Below are 20,190 nucleotides of genomic sequence, written 5' to 3' on the forward strand. Positions count from 1 at the left end.
GTGCGTCGCGCCTTTGGTGTTTAGCTATGGATCGGGCCGTCTCCGCAGGCCAGCGCAGCCTCGCGCACGGCCTCAGAATAGGTCGGGTGGGCGTGGCAGGTCAGGGCCAGGTCTTCGGCCGATGCACCGAACTCCATCGCGACGCAGACTTCGTGGATCAGGTCACCGGCAGCAGGGCCAATAATATGCGCGCCCAGAATACGGTCGGTGTCCTTGTCGGCCAGAATTTTGACGAAGCCGTCGGCGGCAAAGTTCGCTTTGGCGCGGCCATTGCCCATGAACATGAATTTGCCAACCTTATAGGCGCGTCCAGCCTCTTTCAGCGTGGCTTCGGTTTCGCCGACATTGGCGACCTCGGGCCAGGTGTAGATCACACCCGGAATGACGCCGTAGTTCACATGGCCATGCTTGCCTGCAACCTGTTCAGCGGCGGCCATGCCTTCATCCTCGGCCTTGTGCGCCAGCATCGGGCCTTCGGTCACATCGCCAATGGCGTAGATCCCTGGCACGTTGGTTTGCCAGTCGGTGCCAACCTTGATCTGACCGCGCGGAGTCATCTCAACACCCAGAGCTTCTAGGCCCAGCCCGTCCGAGAACGGCTTGCGCCCGGTGGCGACCAGCACAGTATCAGCGTCGATCACATGCTCGCTGTCATCTTTGCGCAGCTTGTAGGTGACCTTGGCTTTGGTCTTGGTGGCTTCGGTCTTTTGCACCGCCGCACCCATGACGAATTTCAGGCCCTGCTTCTTGAGAATACGCTGGAAGGTCTTTTGCACCTCGGGGTCCATGCCCGGCGTGATCACGTCGAGGAATTCGATCACCGTCACCTCAGCGCCCAGACGCTGATAGACCGAGCCAAGCTCCAAACCGATCACGCCTGCGCCGATCACGACCATCTTTTTCGGGATCTTGCCCAGCGACAGCGCGCCGGTCGAGGTCACAACGACCTTCTCGTCTATTTCGACACCCGGCAACGAAGACGGCTCGGACCCCGAAGCGATGATGATATTCTTGGCCTCGTGGACCTCGTCGCCCACCTTGACCTGACCTGCGGCGGGGATGGATCCCCAGCCTTTCAGCCAGTCGATCTTGTTCTTCTTGAACAGAAACTCGATGCCCTTGGTGTTGCCGTCGATCACCTCGTCCTTGTACGCCTGCATCTGCTTCCAATCGACCGAGGGGCTTTTTCCCTTGAGGCCCATCTTGGCAAAGTTGTGCTCGGCTTCGTGAAGCTGGTGGGATGCGTGCAGCAATGCCTTCGACGGGATACAGCCCACATTCAGGCAGGTGCCGCCCAGTGTCTCACGCCCTTCGACAACGGCGGTTTTCAGACCGAGTTGAGCGCAGCGGATCGCACAGACATACCCGCCGGGACCGGCGCCAATAACGATGACATCATAGTTTGCCATTTTATTCTCCTAGAACCTGAGGAGTTAAACTTGAATCGGGCGGCCATCGCGGGATGGCGCACCCGGGAATAGTCAGACCGGTGTCAGAATTTTTACTTTGATATGGGCAACCCCGCCACGCTCGTGATGCATGGCCAGTTCCTCAGATTCAATAAAGTCCTGAGCGCGCTCCAGATCCGTGATTTCAAACAACGCAACTGCGTGGTCTTTCTGATCTGGGTCCTTCCAGATGTGGAGGTCGCGGATTCCCGCGGCCTCTCGCATTTTTTGGTCTTCGCGGAAGACTTTCAGCCAGACATCAAAGTCCGCTACGTCAGCCTGCCACAATACATGAGTTGCCATGATTACAGATCCATCAACAGACGGCGCGGATCTTCCAGCGCCTCTTTCACACGAACAAGGAACGTCACCGCGCCTTTGCCGTCAACGATCCGGTGGTCATAGGACAGCGCCAGATACATCATCGGACGGATCACGACCTGACCGTTGATAGCCATGGGGCGATCCTGGATTTTGTGCATCCCCAGAATACCCGATTGCGGGGGGTTCAGGATCGGCGACGACATCAGCGAGCCGTAGACACCGCCGTTCGAGATGGTGAACGTGCCGCCCTGCATTTCCGCCATGGACAGTTTGCCGTCGCGGGCGCGCTTGCCCTTTTCGGCGATGGCTTTTTCGATATCGGCAAAGGACATGCTGTCGGCATCGCGGATGACCGGAACCACCAAACCTGTAGGAGTACCGGCAGCCACGCCCATATGGACAAAGTTCTTGTAGACGATGTCGGTGCCGTCAATCTCGGCATTGACCTCGGGCACTTCTTTCAGCGCGTGGCAGCAGGCTTTGGTGAAGAAGGACATAAAGCCCAGACGCACGCCGTGCTTCTTCTCGAACTGGTCTTTGTACTGGCTGCGCAGGGCCATCACCTCGGTCATGTCCACCTCGTTATAGGTGGTCAGCATGGCGGCGGTGTTCTGGCTGTCTTTCAGGCGCTTGGCGATGGTCTGGCGCAGGCGGGTCATCTTGACCCGTTCCTCGCGCGCGGCGTCATCGGCAGCCACAGGCGCACGCGGCGTAGGGGCCGGGGCCGGAGCGGTGGCAGGCGCGGGGGCCGCAGCGGTTGCCACGGCGCGGGCCACGTCCTCTTTCATGATGCGACCGTCACGGCCTGTGCCGGTGACCTGATCCGCCGACAGGCCGGCCTGCGCCATCGCTTTCTCAGCCGAGGGCGCGTTGGATACGTCCCTGCCCGTGGCCGCAGCCGCAGGGGCCGCCGCTGCCGGAGCAGCCGCCGGAGCCGCAACAGCGCCTGCGCCCGAGATCACGGCCAGCTTGGCCGAGGCATCCACAGTGGTGCCCTCGGGGGCGGTGATTTCGGCCAGCACGCCCGCTGCCGGGGCCGGAACCTCGACCGAGACTTTGTCGGTTTCAAGCTCACACAGCATTTCGTCCTGCGCGACGCTTTCGCCGACCTGTTTGAACCAAGTGGACACCGTTGCTTCGGTCACGGATTCGCCTAGCGTGGGGACCATTACGTCAACGCTAGCTGCGCTTGCCGCCGGGGCCTCGGCCGCAGGAGCGGGGGCTGCCGCCGGAGCCGGGGCGACGCCTTCGCCAGCTGCGATTGTCGCCAGCAGAGCGTCAACACCAACGGTTTCACCTTCGGCGGCGACGATCTCTCCCATCACACCGGCTGCGGGTGCGGGGACTTCGACGGTGACCTTGTCGGTCTCCAACTCGCACAGCATCTCATCCACAGCCACCGCGTCGCCAGGTTTCTTGAACCAGGTTGCAACTGTGGCCTCGGTGACCGACTCGCCCAGCGTGGGAACACGAACTTCAATGGACATTGCTTATTTTCCTTCAATGCTCAGCGCTTCGTTCACCAGCGCTTCTTGTTGGGCTTTGTGTTGGCTGGCCAGACCCGTCGCGGGCGAGGCCGACGTTGCGCGGCCGACATAGCGTGGCCGTGTGTGCTTGGCTCCGATACGGGTCAGAACCCATTCGATATTCGGTTCGATAAAGGTCCAGGCCCCTTGGTTCTTGGGTTCTTCCTGACACCAGACCATCTCGGCCCCTTTAAAGCGCTCAAGCTCGTTGATCAGCGAATGCGCAGGGAAGGGATAGTACTGTTCGATCCGCAGCAGATAGACATCGTCGATTCCGCGTGCGTCGCGTTCCTCTAGCAGGTCGTAGTAGACCTTGCCGGAACACAGAACGACCCGCTTGATCTTTTTGTCAGCGACCAGCTTGGTGTCGGAATTCCCCTGTTGCGCATCATCCCACAGCACCCGGTGGAAGCTGGACCCGGTGGTGAAATCCTCGGCCGTGCTGACCGCCAGCTTGTGGCGCAGCAGTGATTTCGGCGTCACAAGGATCAGCGGTTTGCGGAAGGTCCGGTGCAACTGACGGCGCAGGATGTGGAAATAGTTCGCAGGCGTCGTACAGTTCGCCACGATCCAGTTGTCCTGACCGCACATTTGCAGGAACCGTTCCAGACGCGCGGACGAGTGTTCCGGCCCCTGACCTTCAAACCCGTGCGGCAGCAGCGTCACCAGCCCGGACATCCGCAGCCATTTCGATTCACCCGAGCTGATGAACTGGTCGAACATGATCTGCGCGCCGTTGGCGAAATCGCCAAACTGCGCTTCCCACAGGGTCAGGGCGTTGGGTTCGGCCAGAGAGTAACCGTATTCAAAGCCCAGCACCGCGTATTCGGACAGCATCGAGTCGATCACTTCGTAATGCGACTGGCCGGCGCGGATATTGTTCAGCGGATAGTACCGTTCCTCGGTCTCCTGATGCACAAAGCCAGAGTGACGCTGGCTGAATGTGCCGCGCGTCGCGTCCTGACCGGACAGACGCACCGGATAACCTTCGGTCAGCAGCGACCCGAAGGCCAGTGCCTCACCCGTTGCCCAGTCGAAGCCTTTGCCGGTATCGAACATCTGTTTCTTGTGATCGAGCAGACGCGCCACCGTCTTGTGAACTGCGATATCCGCAGGCGCGTGGGTCAGAGCGTTTCCGATCTCTGCCATCGTCTCGGGTTTGATCGCGGTATCACCGCGCACATATTCTTCCTTGTTCTTGTCCAGATGCGACCAGCGCCCGTCCAGCCAATCGGCCTTGTTGGGCTTGTAGTCTTTACCGGCGTCAAACTCATCGTTCAGATGAGCCTGGAACGCGGCTTTCATGTCCTCGATCTCGCCCTCGGGGATCAGGCCGTCCTTGACAAGACGCTCGGTATACAGAGACAGCGTGGTCTTATGCGTCTTGATCTTCTTGTACATGATCGGGTTGGTGAACATGGGCTCATCGCCCTCGTTGTGACCGAACCGGCGATAGCAGAAGATGTCGATGACCACGTCCTTGTGGAACTTCTGGCGGAACTCAGTCGCGACCTTGGCGGCGTGAACCACGGCCTCGGGGTCGTCACCGTTCACGTGGAAGATCGGAGCCTCAACCATCAGCGCAATATCCGTCGGATACGGGCTGGAGCGGCTGAAATGCGGCGCGGTGGTAAAGCCGATCTGGTTGTTTACCACGATATGCATGGTCCCGCCGGTCTTGTGACCGCGCAGGCCGGACAGGCCGAACCCTTCGGCCACCACACCCTGACCGGCAAAGGCCGCGTCGCCGTGCAGCAGGATGCCCATCACTGCGGTGCGTTCAGTGTCTTTCAACTGATCCTGCTTGGCGCGGACCTTGCCCAGAACCACCGGGTTCACCGCCTCAAGGTGCGAGGGGTTCGCGGTCAGCGACAGGTGTACACTGTTGCCGTCAAACTCGCGGTCGCTGGAGGCACCGAGGTGGTACTTCACGTCGCCCGATCCATCCACGTCCTCGGGCTTGAAGCTGCCGCCCTGAAATTCGTTGAAGATGGCGCGATACGGTTTGCGCATCACGTTGGCCAGAATGTTCAGACGGCCCCGGTGCGGCATCCCAATGACGATGTCCTTGATGCCCAGTGCACCGCCGCGCTTGATGATCTGTTCCATCGCGGGGATCAGAGCCTCACCCCCGTCCAGACCGAACCGCTTGGTGCCCATGTATTTGACGTGCAGGAACTTCTCGAAGCCCTCGGCCTCGACCATCTTGTTCAGGATCGCCTTGCGGCCTTCCTTGGTAAAGGCGATTTCCTTGCCATAGCCTTCGATCCGTTCCTTCAGCCAAGCGGCCTGTTCAGGATCGGAGATATGCATGTACTGCAGCGCGAAAGTGCCGCAATACGTCCGCTTTACGATATCGACGATCTGCCGCATCGAGGCCATCTGCAGGCCCAGTACGTTGTCGATAAAGATCGGCCGGTCCATGTCGGCTTCGGTAAAGCCATAGGTCTTGGGGTCCAGTTCAGGGTGAGTGCTGGCGGCCCGCATCCCCAACGGATCCAGATTGGCGGCCAGATGGCCCCGAATCCGATAAGCCCGGATCAGCATCAGCGCCCGCAAACTGTCCAGAACGGCGCGTTTGATCTGGTCGTCGCTGACCTCAACGCCTTTGGCTGCTGCCTTATCTTTGATCTTTTTGCCCGCTGCTTTTGCGTCAATCTCGGCCCATTCCCCCGTCAGGGCACCGGTCAGATCATCCGCCGGCGTCGGAGGCCAGTCGGTCCGCGCCCATGACGGCCCTTCGGCTTCTTTCTGGACGTCCGGTGTGGCGTCGCCCATGGCCTTGAAGAACTCGGCCCAGGCCGCGTCTACCGCGCTGGGGTCTTTTGTGTACTGGGCATAAAGCTGCTCTAGGTATTCGGCATTATGCCCTTGCATAAAGCTCGAGGCATGAAAGGCAGAGTTGGGCGAGTGTTCGGTCATTGGGTTACCTCATAGGGGTTGGGACCGTATTGATTTGTGCCCGGTTGACTGGGGCGGGTCAGCCACCACAGCACCAGGAGGGGCGACACCACCAGAACCAGCAGTGTCGGAATAACGACCAGCAAAGTGGCGCGGGTAAACAGGATGTCCAGGTTGCCGCCATGTTGGAAACTGGACGCCAGACCAATGCCAAAAATCAGAACCGCGGCGGCTCCGAGGATCAGCAGGATCGGCAGCAGCGCGTAAAGTCCGCTGCGCCCGGTATCGTGCATCCGACGCCATGCGACGGCCAGATGCGGGAAAAAGACGATTGCGCTGACGATCGACTGCACCGGCTGGCTTGAGGTAGCAGCGACGGATTTCGTCGTGTCCGTTTCCGTCGTCGTGACCTGAGTAAAGAACTGCCAGTCAATGATCCCGGCGATGATGTTCCAGATCACGATGAACAGGAAAAAGAACCAGTACTCGGGCCGCGAGGCGCGGCCCGAGAAGGTGAAGAACTTGGAGAAACACGTTTTTACAGCCTCACCAAAGGTCATGTTCTACGTTCCTCTCAAAGTAGACGGCTAAGCCGCTGCTTTAACCAATCGCTTCCAGCACGGCCTCACCCAGCGTCGCGGGGCTTTCTGCCACAACGATACCGGCCGAGCGCATGGCTTCGATCTTGTCTTCTGCACCACCTTTGCCGCCAGCGACGATCGCGCCCGCATGACCCATGCGACGGCCCGGAGGGGCTGTGCGGCCTGCGATGAAGCCCGCAACCGGCTTTTTGCGGCCCTTCTTGGCCTCATCCGCCAGGAACTGCGCGGCTTCTTCTTCGGCCGAGCCACCGATCTCACCGATCATGATGATCGAGTGGGTCTCGTCATCGGCCAGGAACCATTCCAGCACGTCGATATGCTCGGTGCCTTTGATCGGGTCGCCGCCGATGCCCACACAGGTGGACTGGCCCAGACCCACATCGGTGGTCTGCTTAACGGCCTCATAGGTCAGAGTGCCGGAACGCGACACAACGCCGACCGAGCCGCGCTTGTGGATGTGGCCGGGCATGATGCCGATCTTGCAGGCATCCGGCGTGATGACACCGGGGCAGTTCGGGCCGATCAGGCGCGACTTGCTGCCTTCCAGCGCGCGTTTCACCTTCATCATGTCCAGAACCGGGATGCCTTCGGTGATGCAGACGATCACTTCCATCTCGGCGTCAATCGCTTCGAGGATCGAGTCAGCCGCGAAGGGCGGCGGCACATAGATCACCGAGGCGTTGGCTTCGGTCACATGCTTGGCCTCGTGGACCGAGTTGAACACGGGCAGGTCAAGATGTGTCATCCCGCCTTTGCCGGGGGTCACGCCGCCGACCATCTTGGTGCCATAGGCGATGGCCTGTTCAGAGTGGAATGTGCCCTGCGAGCCGGTAAAGCCCTGACAGATCACTTTGGTGTTTTCGTCGATGAGGACTGCCATCTGGCGTTCTCCTATGTAGGGCGGGCCTCAGCCCGCCGAAGTCTTGGGAAAGGTGGGCTGAAGCCCACCCAACGGGATGACAATCAGCCTTTGACGGCTTTCACGATCTTCTCGGCACCGTCTTTCAGGTTGTCCGCTGCAATCACGTCCAGGCCAGAGGTGTTGATGATTTCTTTGCCCTTCTCGACATTCGTGCCTTCCAGACGCACGACCAGCGGAACCTTCAGGCCGACCTCTTTCACCGCGGCGACCACGCCCTCGGCGATGACGTCACAGCGCATGATGCCGCCGAAGATGTTGACCAGAATGCCTTTGACGTTCTCGTCCGAGGTGATGATCTTGAACGCCTCGGTCACTTTCTCTTTGGTGGCACCGCCACCGACGTCGAGGAAGTTGGCAGGCTCGGCACCGTACAGCTTGATGATGTCCATCGTGGCCATCGCCAGACCGGCGCCGTTCACCATGCAGCCGATCTCACCATCCAGCGCGATGTAGTTCAGGTCGTACTTGGAGGCTTCGAGTTCCTTGGGATCTTCCTCGGTCTCGTCGCGCAGCTCGGCGATGTCGGGGTGGCGGTAAACCGCGTTGCCGTCAAAGCCCAGCTTGGCGTCCAGCACCTTGAGGTCGCCACCTTCGGCCACGATCAGCGGGTTGATTTCCAGCATCTCCATGTCCTTCTCGACGAAGGCTTGGTACAGCTGACCCATCAGCTTGACGCATTGTTTGACCTGTGCGCCTTCCAGACCCAGCGAGAAGGCGATGCGGCGGCCGTGATAGGCCTGATAGCCGGTGACAGGGTCCACCGAGAAGGACAGGATTTTCTCGGGCGTGGACTCGGCCACTTCTTCGATGTCCATGCCGCCTTCGGTCGAGCACACGAACGAGATGCGGCTGGTTTGACGATCCACCAGCAGGGCCAGATACAGCTCACGCTCGATGCCCGAGCCGGCCTCGATATAGATGCGGTTGACCTGCTTGCCTGCAGGACCGGTCTGATGTGTGACCAGCGTGCGGCCCAGCATCTTTTTGGCTTCTTCGGCGGCTTCTTCGACCGATTTGGTCAGACGGACACCGCCCTTTTCACCGGCGTCGGCCTCTTTGAATGAGCCCTTGCCGCGGCCACCCGCGTGGATTTGCGCTTTGACAACCCACAAGGGGCCGTCCAGTTCACCGGCTGCGGTTTTGGCTTCCTCGGCGCGCAGAACCGCGCGACCTTCGGAGACCGGAGCGCCATAGCTGCGAAGAAGAGCCTTGGCCTGATATTCGTGAATGTTCATCGAAACTGTCCCGTCTGACTACGATTAATCCGTTATAGAGATGTCCAGAGGGCAAATTTAAAGGTCTTTTTGCGGGCAGCGCCCATTTTCACAGAGATTTTTACTTTTTGTGATCACACTTTTTTGAGGTGTGATCACAAAATGACGGAAGATGAATTTATGATTCGATAAATGGTTCCGGGCCTTGGAAAACACATTCAAAAAGGGTGTTTGAGGTGTTTGCGCTAATACTGTTCCTGCAAGTATTGCAGATCAAGAGGCCACTGCAAAAGAAAACCGGCCCAACTTGTGGGCCGGTTTGGGATGTCGAAAAGGCTGAAATCAGGCCAGAGAGCTGTCGATGCCCTTACATGCCTCAATCAGACCCTTCACGGCGTTGACCGAGTTGTCGAAACCGGCTTGCTCTTCTTCGTTGAGCTTGATGTCGACGACGCGCTCGATGCCGCCAGCACCGATCACTGTGGGAACGCCCACATACATGCCTTCAACGCCCAGTTCGCCGTTGCAATAGGCGGCGCAGGGCAGAACGCGCTTCTGGTCTTTCAGATAAGCCTCGGCCATTTCGATTGCCGAAGTAGCCGGCGCATAGAAGGCCGAACCGGTTTTCAGCAGGCCAACGATCTCGGCGCCGCCATCACGGGTACGCTGAACGATGGCGTCCAGTTTTTCCTGCGTGGTCCAGCCCATCTCGACCAGATCGGGCAGCGGGATACCAGCAACGGTCGAATAGCGCACCGACGGCACCATGGTGTCGCCGTGGCCGCCCAGAACAAAGGCGGTGACGTCGCGCATCGAGACGTTGAATTCTTCCGACAGGAAATGTGCGAACCGACCCGAGTCCAGAACGCCGGCCATGCCGCAGACCTTGTTGTGGGGCAGGCCCGAGAATTCACGCAGCGCCCAGACCATCGCGTCCAACGGGTTGGTGATGCAGATGACAAATGCGTTGGGTGCGTGTGCCGCGATGCCTTCGCCGACGGATTTCATAACCTTGAGGTTGATGCCCAGCAGGTCGTCGCGGCTCATGCCCGGCTTGCGCGGCACACCGGCGGTGACGATGCAGACGTCCGCACCTGCGATGTCCTCGTAGGATTGGGTGCCTTTCATCTTGGCGTCGAACCCTTCGGAGGGGCCGGATTCAGCGATGTCCAGCGCCTTGCCTTCCGGGGTGCCTTCGGCGATGTCGAACAGGACGACGTCACCCAGTTCTTTCATTGCAGCGAGGTGGGCGAGCGTGCCGCCGATCTGACCTGCGCCGATCAGCGCGATCTTGGGTCTGGCCATTTGGAATATCTCCGATGGGTTTTGGAATCGCGGTTGTGCTAGTCGCTAAATTGAATTTGTGCAAGGGTTCTGCTGCGTGGCATACAACCGCATACCGTTTTTCGTAACGTCCAAGAGGCGCGATTTCACCCGATTCAGGAAGGCCGCATGATCGAGTTGAACTTGATGTTTTTTGCCGTGGCGATTCCCGCCGTAATCTTCGCGGGGATATCCAAGGGCGGCTTTGGGTCCGGGGTGGCCTTTGCATCCTCGTCGATTCTGGCGCTGATCCTGACGCCGGGGCAGGCATTGGCGCTGATGCTGCCGATCCTAATGGTGATCGACGTGGCCACGCTAAAGCCCTACTGGAAACGCTGGAGCTGGCCGGATTCGCGCCTGCTGATCCTGGGCGCTGTGCCGGGCATTGCACTGGGGGCTTGGCTTTATCGTGTGACCGATGACGACCTTTTGCGTCTTCTGATCGGAGGGATCTCAGTCGGGTTCGTGATCTGGCATGTGGCGCAAAGCAAGGGTTGGATTCGCGGTTTTGCCAATCGGCTACCGCCCTCGGCCGGGCTTTTCGCCGGGTTGGTTGCCGGATTCACCAGTTTCGTAAGTCATGCAGGCGGCCCACCCGCCGCCGTCTACCTGTTGTCGCAGCGTCTGTCGAAGACCGAGTTTCAGGCCAGCACCGTCTTGGTATTCTGGATCATCAACGCGGTGAAATTCGTGCCCTTCGCCTATCTCGGGCTGTTCACATGGCACACGGCGATGGCAGATTTGCTACTGGCCCCCTTCGCCATTCTTGGTGCGTGGCTGGGCGTTCGGGCGCATTTCATGATGTCCGAGCGCCTGTTCTTTGGCATCGCCTACGTACTTTTGACCCTGACGGGCAGTAAACTGATCTGGGACGCGCTGACCTAGACATTGGGCGGTAGAGCCTCGGTTACGTCCTCATAGGCTTGACCCGATGCGATAAGGCAAGTCACCCCGTCCGGCAGCGTCACCGTGATCGTCCAACTGCCGCTCGAGTCCGAGGCATAGACCTCCATAACAGAGCCTTGCCGGGCTATGCCGATGCCGCGTCGCGTTTCGCCATAGGTTTCGGCCAGCCGCTGTATGATGTCCTCGCGGGGTGCGCAGTTTTGTGCGTGAACCTGCTGGGCGGCAAGAGCCATGATGCCCAGCCCCATCGTCATCTTGAATAGTGTTTTTCTCATTGTCGCACCCTTTCGATTCAATCTGCCCGAAAGGGTGCGGGCGAGTGACCGAAATCCGGTTAAACAAACGCACGTTGCGTCGCGTATGCTGCAATGCGGCGATTTTGCCCTTGAACTTTCCGACAAAAAATGCCCCATTCCGCGCAACTTTATTTCAAGAGGGAGAGGCCAATGGACCCCCGTCAGCGCCCCTATCGTTCTGTTCTGTATATCCCCGGTTCCAAGGATCGGGCGCTGGACAAGGCACGCACCCTGCCGGTGGACGCGATCATCTTTGATCTGGAAGATGCCGTCGCCGCCGATGAAAAAGAGAACGCGCGCGAAACGCTCAAGGCGGCGCTGGCCGCGGGTGGATATGGCGCTCGTGTCAAGATCGTGCGGATCAACGGGCTGGACACAGAATGGGGCCGCGCCGATGCCGAGGCTGTGCGGGACATGGACGCCGATGTGGTTCTGCTGCCCAAGGTGAATTCAGCCGCGGATGTAGACGCGCTGGCCGCGATCACCGGCGATATTCCGATCTGGGCGATGATGGAGACCCCGCGTGGGATGCTGAACGCTGCCGAGATCGCGGCGCATCCGCTGATGGCGGGCTTTGTGATGGGCACCAATGATCTGGCCAAGGAATTGCAGACCCGGTTCCGCCCTGATCGCCTGCCTCTGATGACTTCTCTGGGCCTGTGCCTGCTGGCCGCTAAAGCCGAAGGGCTGATCATCGTGGATGGCGTCTATAACGCCTTCAAGGATGACGAAGGTCTTGCCGCTGAATGTACGCAAGGCCGCGATATGGGTTTTGACGGCAAGACCTTGATCCACCCGGCGCAGGTCGAGATCACCAACGCGGCCTTCGCTCCGTCCGAGGCCGAGATTGACCTGGCCCAACGTCAGATTGCTGCCTTTGAAGAGATCGAGGCGCAAGGGCAGGGGGTCGCTGTGGTGGACGGCAAGATCGTTGAAAATCTGCACGTTGCAACCGCCCGTGAAATTCTGGCAAAAGCTGAGGCAATCTCAATTTTGCAAGCGGGGTAAGCCAGCATGGGCTTTGTACTTCTGATCCTCGGTGTGGCGCTTTGGTGGGCTGCGCATCTGTTCAAACGTGTGATGCCAGCGCAGCGCGCGGCGATGGGAAATGGTGGCAAAGGCGCGGTGGCGCTGGCGTTGGTGGCGGCGATCTTGCTGATGATCTTCGGCTATCGCATGACCGATTTTATCTACGTCTGGGCGCCGCCCTCTTTCATGGTCCATATCAACAACCTGCTGGTGCTGATCGCCATCTTCATGATGAGTCCCGCTGGCAAAAAGGGCCGTTTGCTGAACAAAATGCGCCACCCTCAACTGGCCGGTTTCCGCGCTTGGGCCTTTGCGCATTTGTTGGTGAATGGCGATCTGGCCTCGATCATACTATTCGGTGGCCTGTTCCTGTGGGCGCTGGCCGAAGTCGTTGTCATCAACCGCGCCGAACCCGATTGGACGCCGGGCGAACCCGGAACCTATGGCAAGGACGCGATGTTCTTTGTGGCCTCGATCGTGCTGCTGGGCGTGATCGGCTATATCCACGGGCTGGTCGGTCCGTCTCCGTTCCCCTCGTAAGGAGTTTGCAGGATGGCAAAACTCTATCGTCTGCTGACCGAAGAGGATACCTCGGCCTTTTGCCACAAAGTGTCCGACGCGCTGGCAAAGGGGTGGGAGCTATATGGCGACCCGTCCTATGCCTATGACGCCGCCAACAGCGTGATGCGCTGTGCGCAGGCCGTGACCAAAGAGGTCTCGGCCGACTATTCACCCGATATGAAACTGGGACAGCAATAATGGTAAAAACCAATCCGGGCCGCTTTTTCGAGGACTATTCCGTCGGGCAGGTGCTGCACCACGCGGTACCACGCACTGTGACCAACGGCGAGCGTGCGCTGTATCACGCGCTCTATCCCGCCCGCCATGCGCTGTATTCTTCGGACGAGTTCGCCCGGGCGTCTGGTCTGCCGCAAAGCCCGCTGGACGATCTGGCGGCGTTTCATGTGGTGTTCGGCAAGACTGTGCCGGATGTCTCGCTGAACGCGGTGGCCAATCTGGGCTATGCCGAGGGGCGCTGGCTGAAACCGGTTTACGCGGGCGACACGCTGCGGTCGGAATCCGAGGTGATCGGGCTCAAGCAGAACTCGAACGGCAAGACCGGGGTTGTTTATGTGCGGACCCGTGGCCTGAACCAGCGGGACGAACCTGTCATGGAATATGTCCGTTGGGTCATGGTGCGGAAATCCGACCTCGACGCCCCCGCACCGGAAGTGGTCGTGCCTGAGCTGAAAAAGGCACTGGATCCGAAGGATTTGGTTATTCCAGAAGGGTTGGATTTCTCGAGCTACGACTTTGCCCAAGCGGGCGAGGCGCATCGTTGGGGGGATTACGAGATCGGTGAAAAGATCGACCATGTGGACGGCGTAACCGTCGAGGAGGCCGAGCATATGCTGGCCACCCGCCTGTGGCAAAATACGGCCAAGGTGCATTTCGACCTGACTTTCCGTCCCGACGGTCGCCTGATCTATGGTGGACACGTGATTTCGATGGCGCGGGCCTTGTCGTTCAATGGTCTGGCGAACGCTCAGATGATCGTTGGCCTGAACGCTGGTGCACACGCAAACCCTTGCTTTTCAGGTGATACCATCAAGGCTTGGTCCGAGGTTCTGGACAAGGCCGAAACGGGTGTGCCTGGCGTTGGGGCAATACGCCTGCGGTTGGTGGCCACCAAGGGCGGAGAGCCTTTCGAGCTGAAAAACGAAGATGGGCGATATATGCCGAGCGTCTTGTTGGATCTCGACTACTGGGCCTTGATCCCGACCTGATAAGAACCACCCACGTTGAAGTGATCGCGGTCGGCAACATTCGTGCTAGGCTGCGATCATGCTTTTGCTTCGTTCAATCGCCGCCTGCATTTTCCTGACGCCTCCGGCCATGGCGTGCGATTTGGCTTTGGCTTTGGCCGTTGACGTTTCAGGGTCCGTTGATTCTGGCGAATACCGCATACAGATGGATGGTCTTGCCGCCGGGTTGCGCGACCCTGTCGTCTCAGAGGCGCTTGTCCGCGGGCAGGCCCGCTTGATGCTGGTGCAATGGACAGGTACCTCGCGCCAGAAGGTCACGATCCCCTGGACGCGCATAGACAGCTTTGAAACACTTGATGCCTTTGCAAGCCAAGTGGCCTCTGACGCTCGGGTCTGGCGAAATTTCTCAACTGCAATCGGCGAAGCGCTTGAAATGACGCTGACAAGTTTTAGCGCCGTGTCCGAGTGCAAGCGCCAACTTATTGATATCTCGGGTGATGGGATTTCAAATGAAGGGGTCGAGCCGACAGAGATACATTCCGTTCTGCGTCGTCACGGTGTGACAGTGAACGCGATCGCCATCGAAGAAAGCGAACCGGACCTGACCGCGTATTTCTTTGAAAATGTGATCGTCGGCGAGGGTGCATTTGTGGTTTCGGCTGCAGGTTTCGAGGATTATCCCGAGAGAATCCGTAAAAAACTTTTGCGAGAGGTCACTCAGCAAACGGCTGGATTGGAGTGACTCCGGCAAAGATTCGGGGGTCAGGACGCTAACACTGCAACGAGACGGAATCATTTGTGATCACGTCAATATTTTGTGTGATCACAATTTTGGAATATCCGTCGTTTTGGGTCAATTATGGGCTTTTTTGCAGATGCAGCACGTGACAGAACGGCAAAAAACAGTAAAACCATCGGAAGCCAACCGAAAAGGAGCCGCCATGGCCGATGTTAATCGGGGCAATCGCCCGTTATCGCCTCATCTGTCGATTTATCGTCCACAGCTGACTTCGGTCACATCCATCCTGACCCGTATCACAGGAAACGCCCTGATCGTTGCCGCGCTGTTGATTGTGTGGTGGTTTCTGGCCGCTGCGACCTCGCCCGAGGCGTATGCGCGCGCAAACTGGTGGCTGACCTCGGTCATTGGGGATCTGGTGATGGCTCTCTCTCTTTGGGGGCTGTGGTATCACACTCTGGCCGGTGTACGGCATCTGATCTGGGACAATGCGGTCGGGCTTGATCTGCCCACAGCCCAAAAACTGGGTTGGGCCGTCGTGATCGGTTCGGTCGTTCTGACCCTGCTGACCCTGCTTATCGTCGCTTGAGGAGGCCAGACATGCGTTATCTTACGGACCGTAAACGTGCGACCGGCCTTGGTTCGGCCAAATCCGGGACAGCACATTTCTGGAGCATGAAGGTCAGCTCGGTGGCTTTGCTGATCCTTGTCCCGCTGTTCATTTTCACATTTGGACCGGTTCTGGGCCAACCTTACGACGTGGTGCTGGATTACTATTCGCGCCCGTTCCAAGCGATAGTGGCGGCGCTGACGCTCGTGGTCGGTTTCAAGCATTTTGCTGAAGGTGCTCAGGTGATGCTTGAGGATTACGTCCACGGCACGATGGAAAAAGTTCTGATTATCCTGACCACCTGCCTGTCCTACGGCGCGGCAGCGGCTGGCATTTTCGCCATCGCGCGCATTGCCCTCTAATTCCCGGAGCTGAAAGAAATGGCTGCATACGAATACGAAACGCACGAATATGACGTGGTCGTTGTCGGCGCTGGCGGGGCAGGTCTGCGGGCCACCCTTGGCATGGCCGAACAAGGGTTGCGCACTGCCTGTGTGACCAAGGTTTTCCCGACTCGTTCGCACACAGTTGCGGCGCAGGGCGGTATTGCTGCGTCCCTGTCGAACATGGGGCCGGACCATTGGCAGTGGCACATGTACGATACGGTCAAGGGATCGGACTGGTTGGGTGACACCGACGCGATGGAATACTTGGCGCGTGAGGCACCAAAGGCGGTTTATGAGCTGGAACACTACGGCGTTCCGTTCAGCCGGACCGAAGAAGGTAAGATTTACCAGCGTCCCTTCGGTGGCCACACCACCGAGTTTGGCGAAGGCCCAGCGGTGCAGCGCACCTGTGCCGCCGCAGACCGGACCGGTCACGCGATCCTGCACACGCTGTACGGTCAGTCGCTGAAGAACAATGCCGAGTTCTATATCGAATATTTCGCCATCGACCTGATCATGTCCGATGACGGGCAATGTCAGGGCGTCGTCTGCTGGAAGCTGGACGATGGCACGATGCACGTTTTCAACGCCAAGATGGTGGTGCTGGCGACCGGCGGCTATGGCCGGGCCTATTTCAGCGCGACCTCGGCCCATACCTGCACCGGCGACGGTGGCGGCATGGTGGCCCGTGCGGGTCTGGCCCTGCAGGATATGGAGTTCGTTCAGTTCCACCCGACCGGCATCTACGGCTCGGGCTGTCTGATCACCGAAGGCGCTCGGGGTGAGGGCGGATACCTGACCAACTCGGAAGGTGAGCGGTTCATGGAGCGTTATGCGCCCCAGTACAAAGATCTGGCGCCGCGCGACTATGTCAGCCGTTCGATGACGATGGAGATCCGCGAGGGGCGTGGCCACGGTGACAATGGCGACCACATTCACCTGAACCTCAGCCACTTGCCAGCCGAAGCACTGGCCGAGCGTCTGCCGGGTATCTCAGAATCGGCCCGCGTCTTTGCAGGTGTCGATGTTACCAAAGAGCCGATCCCGGTTCTGCCGACTGTCCACTACAACATGGGCGGTATCCCGACGAACTATTGGGGCGAAGTTCTGAACCCGACTGCCGATGATCCGACCGCTGTTGTGCCGGGCCTGATGGCCGTGGGTGAGGCCGGATGTGCCTCGGTCCACGGTGCGAACCGTCTGGGGTCCAACTCGCTGATCGACCTCGTGGTGTTTGGCCGCGCGGCTGCGATCCGGGCAGGTAAGGTTGTCGATGCCGACGCGTCGAACCCGGTGCTGAACCAGGCTTCGGTCGATAAGGCATTTGACCGGTTTGACGCTGTTCGCAACGCCAGCGGGTCAATCCCGACGGCTGATCTGCGGCTTGAGATGCAGAAAACCATGCAAGCCGACGCAGCCGTGTTCCGGACCGCCAAGACAATGGCCGAAGGCGTCGAGAAGATGACGGCCATCGCCGCCAAGATGGATGACCTAAAGGTTACTGACCGCTCGTTGGTTTGGAACAGTGATCTGATGGAAACGCTGGAACTCACCAACCTGATGCCAAGCGCACTGGCCACAATCGTAGGGGCCGAGGCGCGCAAGGAATCTCGTGGTGCGCACGCGCATGAGGACTTCACCGAGCGTGACGATGAAAATTGGCGCGTTCACACGGTTAGCCGGGTTGAAGGCAACAAGGTCGAGCTCAGCTATCGCCCCGTTATCGTCGATCCTCTGACCACAGAGGATGAAGGCGGCATCAGCCTGAACAAAATCGCGCCCAAGGCGCGGACGTTCTAAGGAGAGGAACTTATGGTACAACTGACCCTCCCCAAGAATTCCCGGATCACCACCGGTAAGACATGGCCAAAGCCCGAAGGCGCAACCAATGTGCGCAAGTTCCAGATTTATCGCTGGAACCCGGATGACGGACAAAACCCGCGCGTTGATACGTATTTCGTTGATATGGATAGCTGCGGCCCAATGGTTCTGGACGCGCTGATCAAGATCAAGAACGAGATTGATCCCACATTGACCTTCCGCCGGTCCTGCCGCGAGGGGATTTGTGGATCGTGCGCGATGAATATCGACGGGATCAACACGCTGGCCTGTATCTATGGCATGGATGAGATCAAGGGCGACGTGAAAATCTATCCGCTGCCGCACATGCCGGTAGTCAAGGATTTGATCCCCGACCTGACGCATTTCTATGCGCAGCACGCCTCGATCATGCCGTGGCTGGAAACCAAGACCAACCGGCCTGCGAAGGAATGGAAACAGTCCATCGAAGACCGCAAAAAGCTGGATGGCCTGTATGAATGCGTGATGTGCGCAAGCTGCTCGACCTCTTGCCCCAGCTACTGGTGGAATGGTGACCGCTACCTTGGCCCCGCAGCCCTGTTGCATGCTTATCGCTGGATCATCGACAGTCGGGACGAGGCAACGGGTGAGCGTCTGGATGAGTTGGAAGACCCGTTCAAACTGTATCGCTGCCACACGATCATGAACTGTGCCAAGACCTGCCCGAAAGGTCTGAACCCGGCCAAGGCGATCGCCGAGATCAAGAAGATGATGGTCGAACGCGCGGTTTAAGTTGCGCGCAAAATCAGCGCTTGCCGCCTTGCGGCAAGCGCATGGCGAGGTTGCAAAACAATGCGATGTGGCCTCCCCTGCTCGGCACTATCTTGCGCGCAGGGAGGAGTGATTCAATCGAAGAAGGATCGCTCCGATGCAGGACCAAAACATCAAGACCAAAGCAGACGAGGCGTTGGAAGCGCTGGAACAGGCTTGGGCTTACTATACGCCGGAACCTTTAGTGTCTGACGCTCACGAACCAGACCTGTTTGAATACGCGAACGCCGCTTGAATTCATGCAAAGATTGGGCAATGCATAAGCATGCCCATTCTGTTGCTACTACTGGCCGCTGGCGTTTTTGCGTATTTCATCTGGCGGTCACGGACATCATCTTTGACACGTGACTGCCGATGGCGTCAGCACCGCAAGGAAGGTGTCTGGGTCTGCGCCTATTGCGGTGCACAGCAGGATGGGGCGGATACCCCGAAAACCTGCCTGAGGAAATAGTCCCGAAAGGGCGCCCTAAGCGCCCCTTCCCGGTTTAGGTTGCGTTTGGAAACGCGGCACGCAACGCGATTTCGACCATATCGCCAAAGCTGCTTTCCCGTTCGGAGGAGGGCAGAGCCTCACCGGTCAGCAAATGATCGGAAACGGTCAGAACGGCCAAAGCCCGGCACTTGTGTCGCGCCGCCAGAATATAAAGCTCGGCCGCTTCCATTTCGACGCCAAGGATGCCGTGACGGACCATCTGCTCGTTCAGGTCGGGCCGCTCGTCATAGAACACGTCCGAGGAATAGATCCCCCCGATATGGGTCGGCGTACCACTGGCCTCGGCCGCTTGGGCCGCGGCTTGCAGCAGACCCCAATCCGCGCAGGGGGCAAAGTTGAGTTCCTTCATGATGCCGCGCGACGGGGTGCTTAGTGTTGTAGAGGTCATCGCCAGGATAACGTCACGGACTTTGACAGTGTCTTGCATCCCTCCGCACGATCCTATCCGGATCAGGGTTTTGGCTCCGAAATCGCGAATTAGTTCGTTCGCGTAAATCGACAATGACGGCATTCCCATTCCGCTACCTTGAATGGAAACCGGGTTCCCTTTCCAGGTTCCGGTGAAACCCAACATGCCGCGCACATTATTGACTTGCTTTGCGTCATCCAAAAATGTTTCTGCGGCCCATTTTGCCCGATAAGGATCACCCGGCAATAATACTGTTTCTGCGATTTCGCCTTTTTCGGCGCCAATATGGATTGTCATCTTGTTTAAAATCCCGATCAGATTTCTAGGTCCGAGATACTTGCGCCAGACTTAAGCGCGTCGTGTATCCACTGCGGCTTGCGCCCACGACCGGACCAGGTCTGCGAGGGGTCGGCGGGATTGCGATACTTTGCCTTGGCTTTAGAGCCTTTCCCCATAGTGGCCCCTTCTGCGGCCAAATCTGACAAAGAGAAACCGTATTGAGCCGCCGCCTGCTCCGCAGCCTTCAGCGCTTCTTGCCGTTCGCGTATTTCCGCTTTTTTTAGCGCCTTTTCGATCTGATCACGCAGCTTAATTAATTCCTTGCGCGACATTTTTTCCAGATCAATTCCCATTTCTATTCTCCATGCCAAAGTCAATAGGGCCAT

Annotated in this window: 22 protein-coding genes; 11 read left to right on the forward strand and 11 right to left on the reverse strand. The window is 58.7% G+C overall.

Annotated features, from left to right (window positions below):
• Positions 1-20: 20 nt before the first annotated feature.
• The 8 genes from lpdA to mdh form a co-directional block, all read right to left on the reverse strand.
• Positions 21-1,409: a dihydrolipoyl dehydrogenase gene (gene lpdA / locus ACR0B7_RS13455; protein ID WP_170485085.1), complete on the reverse strand. Its 1,389-nt coding sequence runs from the start codon at positions 1,407-1,409 to the stop codon at positions 21-23.
• Positions 1,410-1,481: 72 nt separating this feature from the next.
• On the reverse strand, positions 1,482-1,751 hold the full coding sequence (locus ACR0B7_RS13460; protein WP_170414993.1) for a hypothetical protein: 270 nt from the start codon (positions 1,749-1,751) through the stop codon (positions 1,482-1,484).
• Between the two features lie 2 nt (positions 1,752-1,753).
• Entirely contained in the window at positions 1,754-3,259 is a 1,506-nt protein-coding gene (odhB, locus tag ACR0B7_RS13465) for a 2-oxoglutarate dehydrogenase complex dihydrolipoyllysine-residue succinyltransferase (protein WP_170485082.1), read from the reverse strand.
• A gap of 3 nt (positions 3,260-3,262) precedes the next feature.
• Complete coding sequence (locus ACR0B7_RS13470) at positions 3,263-6,220, reverse strand: 2-oxoglutarate dehydrogenase E1 component (protein WP_170485080.1); 2,958 nt, start codon at positions 6,218-6,220, stop codon at positions 3,263-3,265.
• Positions 6,217-6,759, reverse strand: coding sequence for a DUF805 domain-containing protein (locus ACR0B7_RS13475; protein WP_170485077.1), 543 nt, complete (start codon positions 6,757-6,759; stop codon positions 6,217-6,219). The genes ACR0B7_RS13470 and ACR0B7_RS13475 overlap by 4 nt, the downstream gene beginning before the upstream one ends.
• Positions 6,760-6,799: 40 nt before the next feature.
• The gene (sucD, locus tag ACR0B7_RS13480; RefSeq protein WP_170353524.1) at positions 6,800-7,681 is read right to left on the reverse strand and encodes a succinate--CoA ligase subunit alpha; all 882 of its coding nucleotides are present in this window, start codon (positions 7,679-7,681) and stop codon (positions 6,800-6,802) included.
• 83 nt (positions 7,682-7,764) lie between these two features.
• Positions 7,765-8,958 carry an ADP-forming succinate--CoA ligase subunit beta gene (gene sucC, locus ACR0B7_RS13485; protein ID WP_170387497.1) on the reverse strand — a complete coding sequence of 398 codons (1,194 nt, stop codon included), beginning with the start codon at positions 8,956-8,958 and terminating at the stop codon, positions 7,765-7,767.
• A gap of 321 nt (positions 8,959-9,279) precedes the next feature.
• On the reverse strand, positions 9,280-10,242 hold the full coding sequence (gene mdh, locus ACR0B7_RS13490; RefSeq protein ID WP_170414978.1) for a malate dehydrogenase: 963 nt from the start codon (positions 10,240-10,242) through the stop codon (positions 9,280-9,282).
• A gap of 147 nt (positions 10,243-10,389) precedes the next feature.
• Between mdh and ACR0B7_RS13495 the strand changes: the two genes are divergently transcribed.
• A complete protein-coding gene (locus ACR0B7_RS13495) occupies positions 10,390-11,145 on the forward strand; it encodes a sulfite exporter TauE/SafE family protein (RefSeq protein WP_170485075.1) in 756 nt (251 codons plus the stop codon).
• Here the strand turns inward: ACR0B7_RS13495 and ACR0B7_RS13500 are convergent.
• Complete coding sequence (locus ACR0B7_RS13500) at positions 11,142-11,441, reverse strand: hypothetical protein (protein ID WP_170485073.1); 300 nt, start codon at positions 11,439-11,441, stop codon at positions 11,142-11,144. The genes ACR0B7_RS13495 and ACR0B7_RS13500 overlap by 4 nt on opposite strands.
• Positions 11,442-11,612: 171 nt before the next feature.
• On the opposite strand from ACR0B7_RS13500, the gene ACR0B7_RS13505 reads away from it, so the two are divergent.
• The 10 genes from ACR0B7_RS13505 to ACR0B7_RS13550 all read left to right on the forward strand — a co-directional run bounded on the left by ACR0B7_RS13505 (position 11,613) and on the right by ACR0B7_RS13550 (position 18,858).
• Entirely contained in the window at positions 11,613-12,470 is an 858-nt protein-coding gene (locus ACR0B7_RS13505; RefSeq protein ID WP_170485071.1) for an HpcH/HpaI aldolase/citrate lyase family protein, read from the forward strand.
• 6 nt (positions 12,471-12,476) lie between these two features.
• Positions 12,477-13,031 carry an NnrU family protein gene (locus ACR0B7_RS13510; protein ID WP_170485069.1) on the forward strand — a complete coding sequence of 185 codons (555 nt, stop codon included), beginning with the start codon at positions 12,477-12,479 and terminating at the stop codon, positions 13,029-13,031.
• 12 nt (positions 13,032-13,043) lie between these two features.
• Positions 13,044-13,250: a DUF1737 domain-containing protein gene (locus ACR0B7_RS13515; protein ID WP_170485067.1), complete on the forward strand. Its 207-nt coding sequence runs from the start codon at positions 13,044-13,046 to the stop codon at positions 13,248-13,250.
• A complete protein-coding gene (locus ACR0B7_RS13520) occupies positions 13,250-14,278 on the forward strand; it encodes a MaoC family dehydratase (protein WP_170570712.1) in 1,029 nt (342 codons plus the stop codon). The genes ACR0B7_RS13515 and ACR0B7_RS13520 overlap by 1 nt, the downstream gene beginning before the upstream one ends.
• 58 nt (positions 14,279-14,336) lie before the next feature.
• Positions 14,337-14,999, forward strand: a complete 663-nt coding sequence (locus ACR0B7_RS13525) for a DUF1194 domain-containing protein (RefSeq protein ID WP_170485063.1) — start codon at positions 14,337-14,339, stop codon at positions 14,997-14,999.
• 199 nt (positions 15,000-15,198) lie between these two features.
• Entirely contained in the window at positions 15,199-15,585 is a 387-nt protein-coding gene (sdhC, locus tag ACR0B7_RS13530; RefSeq protein ID WP_170387516.1) for a succinate dehydrogenase, cytochrome b556 subunit, read from the forward strand.
• An 11-nt stretch (positions 15,586-15,596) separates the two neighbouring features.
• The gene (gene sdhD / locus ACR0B7_RS13535) at positions 15,597-15,968 is read left to right on the forward strand and encodes a succinate dehydrogenase, hydrophobic membrane anchor protein (protein WP_170485061.1); all 372 of its coding nucleotides are present in this window, start codon (positions 15,597-15,599) and stop codon (positions 15,966-15,968) included.
• 18 nt (positions 15,969-15,986) lie between these two features.
• A complete protein-coding gene (gene sdhA / locus ACR0B7_RS13540; protein ID WP_170387519.1) occupies positions 15,987-17,792 on the forward strand; it encodes a succinate dehydrogenase flavoprotein subunit in 1,806 nt (601 codons plus the stop codon).
• A 12-nt stretch (positions 17,793-17,804) separates the two neighbouring features.
• Complete coding sequence (locus tag ACR0B7_RS13545) at positions 17,805-18,584, forward strand: succinate dehydrogenase iron-sulfur subunit (protein ID WP_170414955.1); 780 nt, start codon at positions 17,805-17,807, stop codon at positions 18,582-18,584.
• 136 nt (positions 18,585-18,720) lie between these two features.
• On the forward strand, positions 18,721-18,858 hold the full coding sequence (locus tag ACR0B7_RS13550; protein WP_170485057.1) for a hypothetical protein: 138 nt from the start codon (positions 18,721-18,723) through the stop codon (positions 18,856-18,858).
• Positions 18,859-19,108: 250 nt separating this feature from the next.
• Here the strand turns inward: ACR0B7_RS13550 and deoD are convergent, their stop codons facing one another.
• A complete protein-coding gene (deoD, locus tag ACR0B7_RS13555) occupies positions 19,109-19,822 on the reverse strand; it encodes a purine-nucleoside phosphorylase (protein ID WP_170485054.1) in 714 nt (237 codons plus the stop codon).
• A gap of 17 nt (positions 19,823-19,839) precedes the next feature.
• A complete protein-coding gene (locus tag ACR0B7_RS13560; protein WP_170485052.1) occupies positions 19,840-20,157 on the reverse strand; it encodes an H-NS histone family protein in 318 nt (105 codons plus the stop codon).
• Positions 20,158-20,190: the final 33 nt, after the last annotated feature.

Source organism: Ruegeria sp. BB6, from assembly GCF_056539385.1.